Annotated in this window: 17 protein-coding genes; 2 read left to right on the top strand and 15 right to left on the bottom strand. The window is 35.3% G+C overall.

What is annotated here, in order from left to right; genetic code table 11:
- Positions 1–54 precede the first annotated feature (54 nt).
- The 9 genes from RT261_RS19395 to RT261_RS19355 form a co-directional block, all read right to left on the bottom strand.
- On the bottom strand, positions 55–999 hold the full coding sequence (locus tag RT261_RS19395) for a nucleoside hydrolase (RefSeq protein WP_313134780.1): 945 nt from the start codon (positions 997–999) through the stop codon (positions 55–57).
- 142 nt (positions 1,000–1,141) lie between these two features.
- On the bottom strand, positions 1,142–1,918 hold the full coding sequence (locus RT261_RS19390) for a nucleoside phosphorylase (protein ID WP_313134779.1): 777 nt from the start codon (positions 1,916–1,918) through the stop codon (positions 1,142–1,144).
- A 49-nt stretch (positions 1,919–1,967) separates the two neighbouring features.
- Positions 1,968–2,741, bottom strand: coding sequence for a nucleoside phosphorylase (locus RT261_RS19385; RefSeq protein ID WP_313134778.1), 774 nt, complete (start codon positions 2,739–2,741; stop codon positions 1,968–1,970).
- The gene (locus RT261_RS19380) at positions 2,728–3,666 is read right to left on the bottom strand and encodes an ABC transporter permease (RefSeq protein ID WP_313134777.1); all 939 of its coding nucleotides are present in this window, start codon (positions 3,664–3,666) and stop codon (positions 2,728–2,730) included. The genes RT261_RS19385 and RT261_RS19380 overlap by 14 nt, the downstream gene beginning before the upstream one ends.
- On the bottom strand, positions 3,659–4,747 hold the full coding sequence (locus RT261_RS19375) for an ABC transporter permease (protein ID WP_313134776.1): 1,089 nt from the start codon (positions 4,745–4,747) through the stop codon (positions 3,659–3,661). The genes RT261_RS19380 and RT261_RS19375 overlap by 8 nt, the downstream gene beginning before the upstream one ends.
- Complete coding sequence (locus RT261_RS19370; RefSeq protein ID WP_313134775.1) at positions 4,737–6,299, bottom strand: ABC transporter ATP-binding protein; 1,563 nt, start codon at positions 6,297–6,299, stop codon at positions 4,737–4,739. Before RT261_RS19370 ends, RT261_RS19375 begins: the two co-directional genes overlap by 11 nt.
- 290 nt (positions 6,300–6,589) lie before the next feature.
- Entirely contained in the window at positions 6,590–7,774 is a 1,185-nt protein-coding gene (locus RT261_RS19365) for a BMP family ABC transporter substrate-binding protein (RefSeq protein ID WP_313134774.1), read from the bottom strand.
- 213 nt (positions 7,775–7,987) lie between these two features.
- Complete coding sequence (locus RT261_RS19360; protein WP_313134773.1) at positions 7,988–8,755, bottom strand: GntR family transcriptional regulator; 768 nt, start codon at positions 8,753–8,755, stop codon at positions 7,988–7,990.
- The gene (locus tag RT261_RS19355; protein WP_313134772.1) at positions 8,748–9,530 is read right to left on the bottom strand and encodes a nucleoside phosphorylase; all 783 of its coding nucleotides are present in this window, start codon (positions 9,528–9,530) and stop codon (positions 8,748–8,750) included. Before RT261_RS19355 ends, RT261_RS19360 begins: the two co-directional genes overlap by 8 nt.
- 591 nt (positions 9,531–10,121) lie before the next feature.
- Here RT261_RS19355 and RT261_RS19350 point away from each other — a divergent pair.
- Positions 10,122–10,700: a hypothetical protein gene (locus RT261_RS19350; protein WP_313134771.1), complete on the top strand. Its 579-nt coding sequence runs from the start codon at positions 10,122–10,124 to the stop codon at positions 10,698–10,700.
- 386 nt (positions 10,701–11,086) lie between these two features.
- Here the strand turns inward: RT261_RS19350 and RT261_RS19345 are convergent, their stop codons facing one another.
- The 6 genes from RT261_RS19345 to RT261_RS19320 all read right to left on the bottom strand — a co-directional run bounded on the left by RT261_RS19345 (position 11,087) and on the right by RT261_RS19320 (position 15,390).
- Positions 11,087–11,431: a LytR/AlgR family response regulator transcription factor gene (locus RT261_RS19345; RefSeq protein ID WP_313134770.1), complete on the bottom strand. Its 345-nt coding sequence runs from the start codon at positions 11,429–11,431 to the stop codon at positions 11,087–11,089.
- A gap of 1,020 nt (positions 11,432–12,451) precedes the next feature.
- On the bottom strand, positions 12,452–12,727 hold the full coding sequence (rpsR, locus tag RT261_RS19340) for a 30S ribosomal protein S18 (RefSeq protein WP_313134769.1): 276 nt from the start codon (positions 12,725–12,727) through the stop codon (positions 12,452–12,454).
- Between the two features lie 52 nt (positions 12,728–12,779).
- A complete protein-coding gene (locus RT261_RS19335) occupies positions 12,780–13,214 on the bottom strand; it encodes a single-stranded DNA-binding protein (protein ID WP_313134768.1) in 435 nt (144 codons plus the stop codon).
- Positions 13,215–13,235: 21 nt separating this feature from the next.
- The gene (rpsF, locus tag RT261_RS19330) at positions 13,236–13,523 is read right to left on the bottom strand and encodes a 30S ribosomal protein S6 (RefSeq protein WP_313134767.1); all 288 of its coding nucleotides are present in this window, start codon (positions 13,521–13,523) and stop codon (positions 13,236–13,238) included.
- A 164-nt stretch (positions 13,524–13,687) separates the two neighbouring features.
- Positions 13,688–14,740 (bottom strand): NAD(P)H-dependent flavin oxidoreductase, encoded by a 1,053-nt coding sequence (locus RT261_RS19325; RefSeq protein WP_313134766.1) that lies wholly within the window; start codon positions 14,738–14,740, stop codon positions 13,688–13,690.
- Between the two features lie 464 nt (positions 14,741–15,204).
- Complete coding sequence (locus tag RT261_RS19320) at positions 15,205–15,390, bottom strand: DUF951 domain-containing protein (RefSeq protein ID WP_313134765.1); 186 nt, start codon at positions 15,388–15,390, stop codon at positions 15,205–15,207.
- 405 nt (positions 15,391–15,795) lie between these two features.
- Here RT261_RS19320 and trhA point away from each other — a divergent pair, with 405 nt between their 5' ends.
- Positions 15,796–16,464, top strand: a complete 669-nt coding sequence (gene trhA / locus RT261_RS19315; protein ID WP_313134763.1) for a PAQR family membrane homeostasis protein TrhA — start codon at positions 15,796–15,798, stop codon at positions 16,462–16,464.
- The last annotated feature ends 140 nt before the right edge of the window (positions 16,465–16,604 follow it).

The following is a 16,604-nucleotide window of genomic DNA, read 5'->3' as shown; positions in this document are numbered from 1 at the left end:
CATATATCAGGTTTAAGCTTATTTAATTTAAAATATCTGCTACAGACTGTTTCATCAAAATACCGATAATAATCTTCTTGTTGCTAAATCAGAATCTACCTTAACACAATATAAAATTTCGTCATGAGTATAATCTGAAATAAATCTTTCATCCGTCTTTATCATGCCGCGGAATTCCTTGTTTTCATATTCTACAGCGGCGCGTATCATACGATACTCACCAATAGACGGATCTTCTGCAATCAACATTGCTAAAGGATCGTGTACTACGCATCCGTCTTGAATCCCCGTTGAATCATAATTGAACTTAAAATAAAACTTTAAGGCAGATTTCATATACGCAACAATATCTTTATTTTCCTCATCACAATAGTTTTCTAATATAGAAATATCCTGACCTGATAATAACGTTTCTGTAGTAACATCCAGACCTACCACAGTCATGTGGAATCCTGCCCGGAATACTATGTCTGCAGCCCTTGCATCACCATAGATATTGGCTTCTGCATAGGGATTTACATTCCCTGGTTTATTCAGTGTTCCTCCCATTATAATCAGGTTTTTAATTTTATATGGGAGCCTTGAATCTTTTTCTAAGGCTAAGGCAATGTTGGTTAAACGTCCTAAGGCTACAATCGTTAAGTCACCTTGAAGCTCATCCGCTTTACGTATGATAAAATCCGGAGCACTCTCCTCCAGTAATCTTTGTTCTGACTTTGGCAATTCTACATTACCAATACCATTGTCTCCATGTATATGAGTTGGTATTGGGCCATATTCACCATCCAGGTTCTGATTTGCACCAAGTGCTACCGGCGTTTCATATCCGCATTTGGATAGCTTAATTAGACGCAGGGTGTTTTCCGCTGCCTGTTGGGAAGATGTATTTCCATATACAGTTGTAAATCCCTCTACATGCAATTTTTTACTTTTTAGCGCATACAAAATTGCAATAGAATCATCAATGCCGGTATCGCAATCAATTAATATATGTTTCATTATTATATTCCTTTCATTCCACTTGCAAATCCTAAAATTATTATATTTATGGCAGGGCGGAAGATTCTGATTAAAACTGATTTTGGTTAGACCATGATGCCAGCTTTCTTAATCATTATATCTAATATACTTATATCTATTACTAGAGAGTCTGAGATTTTTCCATATCTTTTTTGATTATTTCCCTCATTGCTTCAATTCCTACGCGAATTGCCCTGTCTTCCCATTCACGTGGATAATCTTTATCATCGTTTGAATAACATTTATAATTGGTCGCACTAATCATAACTGATGACATTCTTATGCCTAAAGATGCTGCAACAAGGAATAAGGTTGAACATTCCATACTTGTATTGGTTGCTCCGCCTTTTTCATAAGAATCCCATTTGTTTTTCAACTCATAATACACCGGTTTTGTCTCCGGCGATGCTTCTGAATAATAAGAATCCTTTGTAATCGTAACCCCGATATTATAAGGAATATCAAGACGAATTGCTGCTGCTTCCAATTCTTTTACCATTTGAAAGTCCGGTACTGCCGGAAACTCCATGGGAAGATAATGTATTCCTGTGCCCTCCATTCTCACTGCACCATTTACGATTACTACATCTCCAATTTTAACCTTTGGAGATGTGGAGGCGCAAGAACCGATTCGCATCATGGTATGAGCCTCGCACTGAAATAACTCTTCCACTGCAATTGCAGAAGATGGTCCACCAATTCCCGTACTTGTAACGGATACAGGTACACCTTCCAACGTCCCTGTATAAGTTAAAAATTCCCGCTTATGTGCCACTTTAACCGGATTATCAAAGTAATTTGCTATTTTTGCCGCACGTTCCACACTGCCTGGTAGGAACACATATTTTCCGATTTGGGTCTTGGTTATATCTAAATGCATCATTCTTTTCTCTTCCATGTCAATATCCTCCTGTCATTTTACTATCTAATAGAACCGATAACTCTGTTTATATATGTTGTTCCTGCTCGAACCTATAAATTGCTTCCAGTACAACTCGGATTTCCTCATCCCATCCTTTTGTCAATCCATGATTTTCTGCTTCATATATTACTTCCCCGGTAATAAGATTACCGGAGGCCGCACTAATCATAGCTCCTCTTACCTTTCTGCGGTGACAGACGGTATATAAGGCAGAGCTTTCCATCTCAACATTTAAGCAGCCAAGCTTAGATAAATGTTCAATCCACTCCTCTGTTTCACCATAAAAAGCATCATCAGAAGCATTGATACCATAATGTATCTTACCGGAAATATCATTTTGCATATTCTTAGCCGTATCAATTAACATGCAGGTAAAATCAAAATCCGGCACTGCCGGAAAACAATCCGGAACATAGAACTTTGATGTTCCCTCATTTTTCATGGAAGCAGTAGATATTAATAAATCACCAATATTAATTCCTTTCTGCAAAGCTGCACTGCTTCCAATCCGTATTAAACATTCCGCGCCGATATTAATTAGTTCTTCCGCCGCTATAGCTGCTGACGGACATCCCATCCCCGTTGACGTAACAGAAACTTTTACTCCTTTATAATATCCTGTAAAGGTGCGGTGTTCTCTATTATTGGCAACCAGTTGTACATCATCAAGGTATTTGGCTACGCGATCGGATCTTGCAGGATCGCCGGGCAGAAGTATATATTTTCCGATATCACCCGGTTGCAACTGTATATGATACTGTTTTTTCCCAAAAGTTTTTTCATCTTTATTCAGCGACATTTTGCTGCATCTCCTTATTCTTCTTATTTTGAAGCCTGATTTTTTGAATAGAATAAACCGTTAAACCGAAAATAGTGGCTATATAAGGTAGCATTTGAACAAACTCAGAGGGTATTTGCAGTAGTTGTAATATATTGGATAACCCATCAAAAAAGGCAAATACCATGGAAGATATTAAAGCTCCAATGGGGGTAGCCTGGCCCATGGCACATGCCGCAAGAGCAATAAAACCACGGCCTGCAACCATATCTCTGGTAAACATGGACAGATAGCCCATTGATAAGTACATTCCTCCAAATCCTACTAACACTCCGCATAACAAGGTTGCTAAAATTCTGATTTTAATAACATTTTGTCCCACGCTGGAAGCTGCATTGGGATTTTCACCAACGGCACGCATACGTAGTCCCAAAGGAGTTTTATACATTAAAATCCAAATTACAACTACCATAACAAACGCAATATATGTAATTAAATTATGGCCGGACAGAATATCTCCAAGGATCGGAATGTCTTTAATAACAGGGATATTCACTGTAGGAAAGACATAGCTTTTTAAAGATGAGCTGGAACCCTTTTCGCCGGTTGCCAGTTGTAATGCGAATACCGTAAGGCCGGAAGCAATTGTATTCACTGCCGTACCGCATAAAACAGCATTGGCCTTTAAAACAAGATGGAAATAAGCAAAAATTCCACTTACGATTACTGCAGAGCCTATACCGGCAATAATTCCCCAAAATAAATTTCCTCCATAGGCACTGCCCAGCACTCCGAATAAGGCAGAAATTAACATGGTACCGTCTAATCCCAGATTAACAACCCCTGCCTTTTCGCATATTACCGCGCCCAAAGAAGCTAATAATATTGGAGTTGCCACACGAATCCACATAAAAAGGAAGTCCACTATAAATGAATAATCAATCATTTATTACATCTCCTTTCATACCAGCCTCTGTCTTTGCAGCTTTTACAATCATTTTCTGCTTCCACTTTTTTAATAAAGCTTCAGCAGCAATCATTAATATCATTACACCTTGAATTATTTTAACTACTTCACTGCTGACATCACTGTTTCTAGCCATAATATTAGCTCCAACATTCAGATAACCCATGAACAGTGCAGCCAGAGGAACCATCAAAGGATTATTTCTTGCCAGCAACGCAACTACAATACCGGACCAGCCATACCCTGGAGATGATGTCCATTTAAAACGATTATACATACCTAATATTTCTGCTCCTCCACCCATTCCTGCCAGAGCACCTGCAATTACCTGGGAAATCACCATGACACCGGTGACCTTTATACCTGAGTAATGAGCAAACTTTGCATTGTTTCCTACCGTTCTTAACTTCATTCCGAACGTAGTTCTAAAGAGTAAAAAGTACATTACGATACATAGAATAACTCCTAAGGCAATTCCCATATGTATTCTGGTTCCTCCAACAATAACGGGAAGGATAGAGGTGTCTAAAAATGCAATAGAGGCTAAACTGGAGCTGCTGATTTCACGAAAATAATAGCTAACCATATAGATACAAAAGAATTGAACCACATAATTTAACATCAGCGAGGTAACAACTTCTGATACCTGCCATTTCATTTTTAGCAATGCCGGTATGAATGCAACAACTGCTCCCATTGCTCCCGCTGTCAATATGGCTGCAATAGGATGTATACCAGCAGGTAGTGGCACCGAAGTTGCAATTATCATAGCACCCAGAGTTCCGATAAAGAAGGCACCTTCGGAAATCATGGAAAATTGTCCTGCTCCAAAAATCATAATGACAGCCAATGCTGTAAACATTAAGGGAGAAGCAGCTTCTACAATATTGCCTATACGACGCAGAGAAGTAAATGGCCCTAAAAAGAAGCTGGAAAATGCATTGACCGGATTTGAACTGGTTGCAAATACAATCAGTGACACTAATCCACAGGATACCAAAATGGTAATTAGTAATTTTGTAACATCTACGATTAAGCTAATTCGTTTATTACTGTCCATGGAGCACCTCCTTAATCTCATCCTCAGACTGCTTCTCAATACCAAGCATGTATCCCCCAAGCTGAAGTTCCGTTATCTTTGACGCATCCGGGAAATAAGCTGCAATTCGTCCTTCATGCATTACAATAATACTGTCTGACAATCCTAATACTTCATTTAAATCAGAGCTTATTAACAGTACGGATTTTTTATTGTCTCTCATGTTAATTAACCTTTTATGTATGAATTCCGTAGCACCAACATCAACCCCTCGGGTTGGCTGATCCGCTATGATAATTTTAGGGTCGCTGGATAGTTCACGGGCCAATACTGCCTTTTGAATATTTCCTCCTGACAAACTATCAATACTGGTATCCGGATTCTTACACAGTATTTGATATTGTTTTGCCATATCAATACCATATTGCTTAATAGCGCGTTTATTGATAACTCCGTATTTTGAAAATGGTTTTGAGGATATTTTATCTGAAAGCATATTCTCAGTAATAGATAAGGAAGGAGCAACTCCTGTTATCATACGGTCTTCCGGAATATGAGAAACTGCAAGTTTTCTAAGATCTTTTACACTGCTATGGGAGATTTCTTTTCCGCAGACCTCTACAGAACCTGCATGATACTTTCTAAGCCCTGTCAGTGCTTCTACCAATTCAATCTGCCCATTACCTTCTACCCCTGCAATTCCAAGAATTTCTCCTTCTCGTAAAACAAAGGATAATTTATTAACAGAGGACTTACCGTTTTCTCCTATAATAGTCAAATCCTTTACCCGAATTGTGGTATTCCCAATCTTAGGTCTGCTTTTCTCAATATTTAAAATAACATCCCGGCCTACCATCAGATTAGATATATCCTGTTCGGTGACCTCTTTTACATCATATATGCCCATGGATTGTCCATGACGAATAATTGTAATTCGATCACATAATTCTTTTACTTCATTTAACTTGTGGGATATAAATATAATCGTGTATCCGCTGTCTCTAAGTCTTTTCAACTCTTCAAATAATTCTGTGGTTTCCTGAGGCGTCAACACCGCAGTGGGTTCATCCAATATTAATATCTTGGCGCCCCGAAACAAAGCCTTCAAAATTTCCACTTTTTGTTTCTGTCCTACTGTTAAATCTTCAATCTTCATTTTGGGATTAATATTCATATTAAACTTTTCTGCTATTTCTTCTACTTGCTTTATAGCATGTTTCATATTTATTAAAATCCCTTTTCTCGGCTCAGCACCCAATATAACATTTTCCGCCACAGTCAGAGAGGAAACCAGCATAAAATGCTGATGCACCATACCAATACCTAATTTGATAGCCAGTTGGGGGGACGTAATTATTGTTTTTTGTCCATTTATGTATATATCTCCTGATGTGGGCTGTTCTTCTCCAAAAATAATTTTCATTAATGTAGATTTACCGGCTCCGTTTTCACCGGATAGTGCATGGATTTCACCGGCATTAATGGAAAAGTTAATCCCTTTATTGGCCATTACTCCATTGGGATAAACTTTTACTATACTTTCCATTCGCAATACTTCTTTTTTTGCCTCCATTATTTCACTCCTTAAAGAATCCTTATGGAAAAACAAGATGAATTGGGTAAACCATTCATCTTGTTATGAATATTAGGGTGTGTCTAAAACTGCTTATTTCAATGCACGTCATATTTTACGAAGATTTGCCCCAAATGAAGGGGGAGGTAGTGGGTATACCAACTGAATCTGGAACAAATATACCGCAAAATGTGGAGCGTACCGATTAGGGCAATACGTTTTCAGACACACCCCAGATACTGTATGAATTTTAATTAGATAAACAGTATCTGTGAATATTCTTACATGGCCTATTTCATGCTGTCACGTAATGCAGATACTTCTTCTGTCGTCATTTTCATTGCACTGCTCACTTCAATTTCACCATTTATAATTTTATCTTTCACAGTATCCAGATTAACTTTAATATCATCCGGTACAATTTTGTCAAAGTTTTCATTATAAGCTAATCCAACTGCTCCGCTGTCTAAACCTAAGGAATAAGTCTGGTCACAAGTCATAGAGCCGTCAACAATACCGCCTACCGCTGTAACTAAGGATTCGCCTACATTCTTTAATGTTGAAGTTAAAATATTTTTTGCAATATCCGGTTTTTCATCGATTAACTGAGTATATAAATCCTGATCACAGGCAATCAAATATTTGTCTGAATTTAGTGCAGCAGTTGCAGCTCCCAGAATACTCTGAGAAGCCGGTGCATATACAATTTGGGCTCCCTGATTGTATAACTGAGTTGTCATTTCCAAACATTTTGGTACATCTTCAAAAGAACCTACATAAGATGTAATTACTTTAATTTCAGGATCCACATATGCAACACCTTCCAAATAGCCTACTAAGAAGTCATTAATATTTCCGGCATCCATGGAACCGATAAACCCTAACGTTCTTTTTGAGGCATCAATTTTTGCATCTTTAGAATCCAACATCTGTGCTGCTAACACTCCGGCCATAAATGCTCCCTGATTGGAATTATATGTAATACCCATCATATTGCCATCTGTTACAATTCCACGGTCTACATCGCTGTCAAAGAATACATATTTTTTTTCAGGGAATTGTGCCGCTGTGTTTTGTGCAATTTCTTTGACTGACCAGGTACCTGCTATAATAACATCCCAATCTTGTTCGGAAACATCTAGAAAATGTCCTTCATAGCTAGTCTCATCACGTCCCATTTCAATGATTTTCATTTCAGCGCCAAATTTTTCTTTGATTTCAAAAAGACCAATAGCCGCTGAATCGTAAAAGCCTTTATCACCCAAATTACCATTAACAAGATAAACTACTTTTAATGCATCCTTGTTTGTTTCTGAATCTGTTGTTTCATCTGTTGATGTATCACCTGTTGTTTGTTCATCTGATGTTTCATCTTGCGTTGATGTTTCGTTAGCATCTCCCTTGTTTTTGCCACATGCTGTTAGCACCATAGAAAAAAGTGCACACACTAAAATTAGCTTTAAAACTTTTTTCATTCTTTCATCCTCCTAAATAATTTGGCATTTTACTTTTGTGACCTATGTTAAAAGAGCTCCAATGAAATTGTATATCAGGGACCTAGCTTCCTAACTCTTCATAAAAGCCTCTTTAACCCTAAAAAGGCATTACTTAATAAAGACAATAGCCAACAATCGTCATTGTCTAATTTTGTAAATATTTAATTAGTTATCAATGGGTACTGTTACGTATTAAATATGTGATTTTCTTTCAATGGAGAAACGATATTTACTTCCTAATAACTGGTGTTTTGAGTATGCTAATGGTTTGTCATTGTTTCCAACCAGTATTTCTTCAACGATAATAATTGGTTCGTTTTTATTTGTAACTGCTATAAACGAATTGGTATCAGCGTTTAAAACGTTAAATACTGTCTTTGCACGTTTAGCAGCCTGATATAAATCATGAACAACAAATTTCTGAATTGCTTCTTTGTTATTAAAATCAAGATTGTATTCTTCCAAATATCTGGCATCGAAAATAGTGCTAGTGTTGGCCAATTGGCGTTCCCCTGAAAAATAATCAGTTCTGACAGATATCATTAAAGTTCCTGATTTTTCATGCCCTAATTCATGTGCCACATAAACACCACAGGGTTGATAATTAGGCTCTGACCGTATCTCATCAATTTTATCAACACAATTCTCTAAACATGGATTAAACAACCATTGAAATCCATCTTTTGATTGCATGGCATATGCTGCCACCACTGCCTGTTTGCCCTGGGTTTTATTTATATAGCCATCTTCTTCCAGTTTTCTCATAGCCATACGGACAGTACCACGACTTACTTTCCAGTAGTTTGCCAATGCATTTTCACTTGGAACTACATCCCCTGGTTTTATAACACCTTCAACAATTAAGTTAAAAATGACATCATATATTTTTACGTAATTGGGTATCAGGGCATTATCTAAAATATCTTTTTCAATTAATGGTAATTGATTGTAATCAATCATTCTTATTCACCGTTTTCTGTATATCTTTTTTTATAATGGATTTCATAGCTTCAATACCTACAACAATTACTCTGTTTTCTAAATCTACAGGATGTTTTCTGGCTTGATTCTCATATTTTTTATAATCCGTTGCACTTACAAGAACAGAAGAAGCACGGATACCTAGACTAGCTGCAACCAGGAATAACGGGGCACATTCCATACTGGTAGAAGTCGCTCCCCCTGCTTCATAGGCACTCCAACTGTTAATAAGATTCTCCTTAACAGGTTTCGTATCGGGGGCAGTCTGACTATAAAAAGACGCTTTTGTTATGGTAACTCCAACGTTATAAGACATGTCCAGTTTTTGTGCGGCAATTTCCAATTCCTTTAACATTTCAAAGTCAGGTACAGCTGGAAACTCCATAGGCAAATAATGACTTCCCACTCCTTCCATACGTACAGCTCCATTAGGAATTACAATATCTCCGGTTTTCACCTTTTCTGACGTAGAGGCGCAGGTACCAATTCGCATCATGGTATCAGCTCCGCATTGGTATAGTTCTTCTATTGCAATTGCAGCGGATGGTCCTCCAATTCCTGTACTGGTAACTGCTACTTTTACCCCTTCCAATTCGCCAACAAACGTCCTATATTCACGGTTATAGGCAATTTCTTTTGGATTGTCAAAGTAAGCAGCTATTTTTTCTGCACGTTCGGGACTTCCCGGCAGAAACACATAACGTCCAACATCACCTTGGGTAAGCCCTATATGCATCATCTTTACTTTTTCCATTTTACCCTCCATTGCTTAAGTTTTTCATGGCATATTATGTAAGATTATTACTTTCTACCTTCTATATAGTTTTTACTTGGCTGCCATGTTATACACTAAGCTTATCACTTGGCTTCCATGTTGTCAACATGAATTAGTGATTTTTTGAATATTTTTATTGCACATTGCACAACTATATTGATTTACTTGGTTTGTTATATTATCTTACTGTAGAAATATATAGTTACTCAAAGGAATTCCTTGATCAAATTGAATAAAATATTCTTTTTGCCACAACCAAGTTATTATACAATTTCAGAATATCACTTCTCCTAATATCCTTGATTTTATGCTTTGAATACATGTATTTTACTATATTAATTATTTAGTGTCATTACTCTTAAGTTATAACACTTTATATTATTGGATTCTATTTTATAACCATAATACTAATTATATAAAATCCGACAGTAATATAATGATAACTTTATAACCATTTTTCAACTTTTTAATACATATATTTATGTTTATTGTACATTTTTTACATATGTATATCTTAAAATGATACTCTTTAATTGTAACTTATAACAAATTACGTAGGGAGGTATCATTATGAAAAAGGCTTTTAAAATATTATCATTAGCTTTAGTTTTAAGTGTTTTAGTAACAGCTATATCACCAGCAGCATCTGCACAAGCTGCGGATCGATATGTTGTCGGATGTAATTGGACCAGAGATACAACCACTTTAGAATGGAATGAGTTAGATTTTTATAAAGCTGAGATCGATTATATTCCATATGACATGTGTGTAGCCATTAGAGGATTAGCCGATAACTATAACCTATGGCAAGATTTTTATGACCTTGCTAAAGGTGCCGGATATACAGCTGCAGGTACATTTGTTGCTCAAGCTTTGGGGTTAACAGCAGCATTGCCTTCAGCCATAGTTGGTATATTAGTAGGATGGGGTTATGATATTTTATTTTCTTCTAATAGTAGAGCTTTTGAATCAGCCTTAGAAACTATGACCTCTAATCGTTATCCATTTATGCGTGTTACATATTTAGTCTCAGGTGGTAACATATATAGGTCATATGAAGCATGGCCTAATCGTTATTTTGTTGGGGATGGTGCTAAAAAAGGAACATTTCAAGATGGCATATGTTATCTATTTAATTTAGCAATATAACAATAAAAATTTAATAAATTGAAACAGATATCACCGCTACAAATAATATTTCTATTAATAGCGGTGATATCTGTTTTTTTATTTTAATATCTAGCATAAACGATATTATAATGACTACAAATATAATAAAAAGTAAATAAAATTATAAATGATAGAGTAGTAAAAATGATTTTTTTTGTTAGTGTATACTCTTTAATACCTGGACCTTTTATTAAAACAATCGACCACAAAAGCAACGATAATCCCATTATAATTAGTTTAAATATTTTATTGAAAATATTTAAACTAAAATATATTGAAATAAAAATTATGTAACTATTTAGTAATGCTAAACCACAGAATTTTAGAATGTATAGGACTTTTTCTTTCATTTTAAACACCTCTCTTTATATATTCGATATTATATTAGTTAATTCATTTCTATTATTTTTAGAAACTATCGCAATATCTTTAATATCAAAAAATATTATCTCATCTTTATCTATCATAAATACCTTCTTAAAATTTATTATATATGATTTATGGCATTTATAAAAATAATTACTATTAATTATTTTTTCTAAGTCTTTAAACGTTCCATAATAAGTAATACGTTTATTGTATAATACCACATCTATTTTTCGTCCAAATTTTTCAAAGAAGTATATGTCTTCAATATTTATTGAATAGATAATATATTGGTTTTTTAAAATTAATGTATGAGAATGTTTATTAAAACTTATTTCTGTCATAATTTACACTCCTATAAAATAAATATATTTTATTGCTTCTATAATATATTTCGGACTTTTTTACAGTTTGTGAATAGATAAAAATTACTATTGATTTACATAATTTTCTGTTCCATATTTAATAAATAGTGTAATTATGATACATTTTGACATTACTATAACCTTAATGATACTATATTTTATATAAAAAAACATGCATTCCTATATGATAATGTATTATAATTTAAAGAAATGATGTGGTATTAGATGAATTATAACGATATTGATGAAATATTAACCATTGCTGTAAGTGATCGTTACACTAATACCTTAACAATGATCAGGTTGAACGAAATACATTTTCCCACGTTGGATAGTCTGTAATATCATACAAATATAATCCATAGATTCTTCCGGATACTTCAACGTCTACCGTATCAGTTGCTACATAATTATTTAATTCTAAATTGGCTAGAGTTTCCGTTTTATTGGTTCCGGAATTAGCTTTAGCATTGATTGCAATACTTCTAAAGTCTATGGTGTACTTTCCTTCCGTTACCCAAGTAGGTAAATAAAATTGTGTATCTTCACCAATACTTGTCCAGGTATTCTTCGGTACAAATGTTCCACACCGGGGGGGCAGGAATATTAATATACAAGCATCCTTGTGGGCACTATTCCTTTAATAATGGACAGCATCATACTTGCTCTTTTGGCACTCAATAATTAGTTTTTTCCACTGTTCCTTACGGAACCGTGTTTTGACCAAAGTAACTTCATCCATAGAAACTATACTCCTTACCGAGTTTAGTTCAAGTTGAAAAACTTGAAAAACTCTAGATTATTTAGTTTAAGTTTAGAGTCATTATCACATGGATGTTAATAAGAATAAAGGCACTTTGTTATTGAGCCTTACAAAAAAACCGCCATATCAGATGATATGACGGTAATCTTTTTATAAAATAACTATTTTTACACATTTGGTGTAAAAGTAGTGTAACCTTTCTTTTACAACCTTCAAAATCCTTAAAAAATCAAGGATTAATCCAGTGTGTAAGGCATTAAAGCGATATGTCTTGCGCGCTTAATAGCTACTGTTAAAGCTCTTTGATGCTTAGCACAGTTTCCGGTAATTCTTCTAGGAAGAATCTTACCTCTTTCTGATACATATCTTTTTAATTTGTTTACATCTTTATAGTCAATTCCTGTATGATTCTTATCTGCGCAGAATACACAAACTTTCTTTCTTCTGCGAGGTGTTCTTCTTCTCATTGGGGAATCACTTCTATCGTTTCTATCATTTTTATTGAATGCCATTGCACCTAACCTCCTTATCCGATGATGATTATTACATCTTTTATTCTAATGCTTAATTAAATGGTAATTCCTCGTCAATACCATCCGGTATATTCATGAATCCATCACCGATTGCTTCTGTTGGAGCTGGTCTGGATGTATTCTGATAACCTGATTCACTACTAGCGGATTTACTTTCTGCAAATTCTGTTTCTTCCACAACAACTTCCGTTGTGTAAACCTTCTGACCTTCTTTGTTGGTATAACTACCTGTTTGAATTCTTCCGGTTATCGCAATTTTAGTTCCTTGTTTCAGATATTTTTCAGCAAACTCTGCAGTTTTTCCAAAGGAAACACAACTGATAAAATCAGCATCCTGTTCACCTTGTCTTTTAAATCTACGATCTACTGCTAATGTGTATCTTGCTATTGCTAAGGAATTCTCTCCTTGAGAGTATCTAACTTCAGGGTCTCTAGTAAGACGACCCATTAAAATGACTTTATTCATATTAAGGAATACCTCCTTCTATTATGCGTCCTGTCTAATGCATAAGAATCTGATAACATTTTCCATGATACGAATTCTATCTTCGACTTCGCCTGGGCATGTTGAATCAGCATCGAATTGGATAAAATAATAGAAGCCTTCTTTCATTTTCTGAATTTCGTAAGCTAATCTTTTCTTACCCCATTCATCAACGTTATTAATTGTACCGCCAAATCTAGTAATAAGTTCTTTAACGGCATCTACTGTTGCTGTTCTGGCTTCATCCTCGATTTTTGCATTTACAACTAAGGCTAATTCATATTTGTTCATAGTTGTTTGCACCTCCTTTTGGTCTCTGGCCCCTTCTTACGAAAGAGCAAGGAAAATTTTGTATAACATATCACGAGTATAAATTTTATCATAGTTTGCCAAGCAATGCAAGTAATTTTTGCTTTTTAAGCAACATTTCTGAATTTTCGTTACTTTTAATAAAATTATTCAAAATAATCGGCTAAAACTTCCCTTACTGTTCTTATCCTTGTTTCCTTATAAGCATTGGCACCACAGAATAATAACGCTTCATCTAAATTACCTTTTGCAGCGTTGGTCAGGGCATCGGTAATACAATAAGGTGTAGTAGCAGGATTACATGGTATAATGCAATTATGGCATTTTCTAACCGGAATCCGTCCCAATGCTGCACGTTCCATAAACTTATTTCGAATTGCCCGGCCAGGCATCCCCACCGGACTCTTTACTATAATAATGTCCTCTTCTTTGCAATTAATATAAGCTTCTTTATATTTTATGTCTGCATCGCATTCTTTCGTTGTAACAAATTTAGTAGCTACTTGAATACCATTCGCCCCTAAAGACAGGTAATGTTCCATATCTGCTTTATTTTCAATGCCGCCTGCTACGATAACCGGAATCTCTTTTTTATATTTTACTTCATAATCTTTTGTCAGTTCTATAATCCTTTTTATTTCCTTATCGTAATCAGAAGGGGTAATAGCTTCTAACTCCTCCGGCTTAAATCCTAAATGTCCTCCGGCTTTGGGTCCTTCTATAATAATGGCATCCGGTGCTGTATTATCTTTTTTATCCCACATTTTAAATATAACATTCGCAGCTTTTAAAGAAGATACAATAGGTACCAGCTTGGTATGGCTCTCTTTTGCAATAGAAGGAAGCTCCATCGGCAGACCTGCCCCTGATATAATAAGATCAATTCCATTTTTTATGGCTTCTTTTACATAGGATGCATAGTTCTGGGTAGCCACCATAATATTAACACCCAATACTCCATTAGGCGCCAACTCTCTGGCTCTTTTTATATGCTCTCCAATCATTCTTAAGTTAGCCTTTAAGGGATTCCTATCAAAATCCGGTTCTGTAAAACCTATTTGGGCCGTAGAGATTACACCGATTCCACCTTGGGCGGACACAGCTCCTGCCAGAGAACTTAAACTAATTCCCACACCCATACCCCCTTGAATAAGAGGAAGCTTTGCAATTAAATTTCCAATTTTAAGTGGTTTATACATATTAACCTCGATTCCAGCGCTTTAACGCCAATTAGTGGCGGACCGCAATTTGTATAACAATACAAACTGCCGGTTGAAACGCATTCTTTCCAACCTTCCTAATACGAGCCCGTCTTTCGGTGTCTCAACTTATGGCTGTCCGCATATAAAGTGCAACTATCTATAATTATTTATTTCATATGGTTTTAAAATTGTTTGAATATTTCTGAATTCACGTCATAAACCTATACACTCAATTAACTTTAATCTTGCAGAAATTTTTTATGTAGTTATCGCAAGTTCAATGCAATTCATTTTCCTGATAAAAAACTTATAATTAAAATCCAGTAAAGCAAAAAGGCTTTTGCAAACTATATTTGTCAAAGTCAAAATGACAAATTTGCAAAAGCCTTCTATATATAACTAACTTTATTTTTTACATTAAAGTAAAATGGTTATGTTAATAATCTCTAAATTCATTATATTTATGCTTCTTTTTTTGTTATCTGCCTAATACTTTTTTCAACTTGTTTTCTAGGCAGCATAATTTGATGCCCGCATCCCATGCATTTCAAACGAAAATCTGCACCTGTTCTTAGAACCTCCCATTCGCTGCTTCCACATGGATGCTGCTTCTTTAATTTTAAAATATCTCCCAATTGAATATCCATAGGTCTTTTTTGAGCTACTGCAAAATAAATATTTACACCGGCGCTAATCCAATATCCGTCTAATTCTCTATATCCGGTATCCCATTCTATTCCACAACAGTCCCTGCTCTCCTTTCTACTTTTACTTTGTTACTCTCTGCTTTCACATCCTGATCTTCCTATATATAAGATCAACATACGTAAATTGTCTAATAAAATCGAATCTTTTTTATAAATAAACCAAATTTACTATTGAAATTTAGTTTATGAAGGTGTAGTATTAATTTATATTTCATATGGTTTTAAAAACTACGTCATAAAGTTATTGTGTTTTCCTAAAAGAAACAATAACTACATAATATGAATAGCTATAATTATAACTACTCATACTATTTTTACATTATATAATAAGAAAGGAATGATTTTATGTCTCAAAAAATTAAGAAACTAAAAGACCCAGGCAGCGCAATTACACACTTTATCGGCATGTTGATGGCTATGTTCTCTACCCTTCCGCTGTTAATCAGAGCTTCTAATTCCCCGGAGAAAGTGCATGTAATCTCCTTGGCCATCTTTGCCCTAAGCTTAATCTTATTATATACTGCAAGTACAGTATATCATACCTTTGATTTAACAGACAAGATTAACCGACGTTTAAAAAAATTTGATCATATGATGATTTTCATATTAATTGCAGGCACCTATACACCGATATGCCTCATTCCTTTGAATGGTAAAATCGGTATTAGCTTACTTATTGCCATATGGGGCATGGCCATTCTTGGTATCTGCCTTAAAGCCTTCTGGGTGTATTGCCCAAAATGGGTTTCTTCCGTCATATATATAACCATGGGATGGACTTGCGTTCTGGCATTCACACCACTAATGAGTGCTCTGCCATCCGCCGCTTTCGGCTGGTTGCTGGCAGGCGGTATTATCTATACCATCGGCGGATTAATCTATGCCTTAAAGCTACCTATATTTAACCAAAGACACCCCAACTTTGGAACTCATGAGATTTTTCATTTATTCTGCCTTGGTGGAAGCATTTGTCATTTCATCTTCATGTATAGATTTATCGCAGTAATGCCCTAATTCTAACTATAGAAATAAAAAGTTAGGTTATTAACAATAGTATGCTTTGCCCAATATGGGTTATTCAGACCATAGAGAGTGGGGAATATTGTATATTGCTTGTTCCATATAGAAATTCGATGGTTCTAATACGATAGTAA

Origin of the sequence: Anaerocolumna sp. (assembly GCF_032079385.1) — a bacterium.
Lineage (GTDB): Bacteria > Bacillota > Clostridia > Lachnospirales > Lachnospiraceae > Anaerocolumna.
Note: the sequence above shows the minus strand (reverse complement) of the source record. Positions and strands in the feature narration are given on the sequence as shown.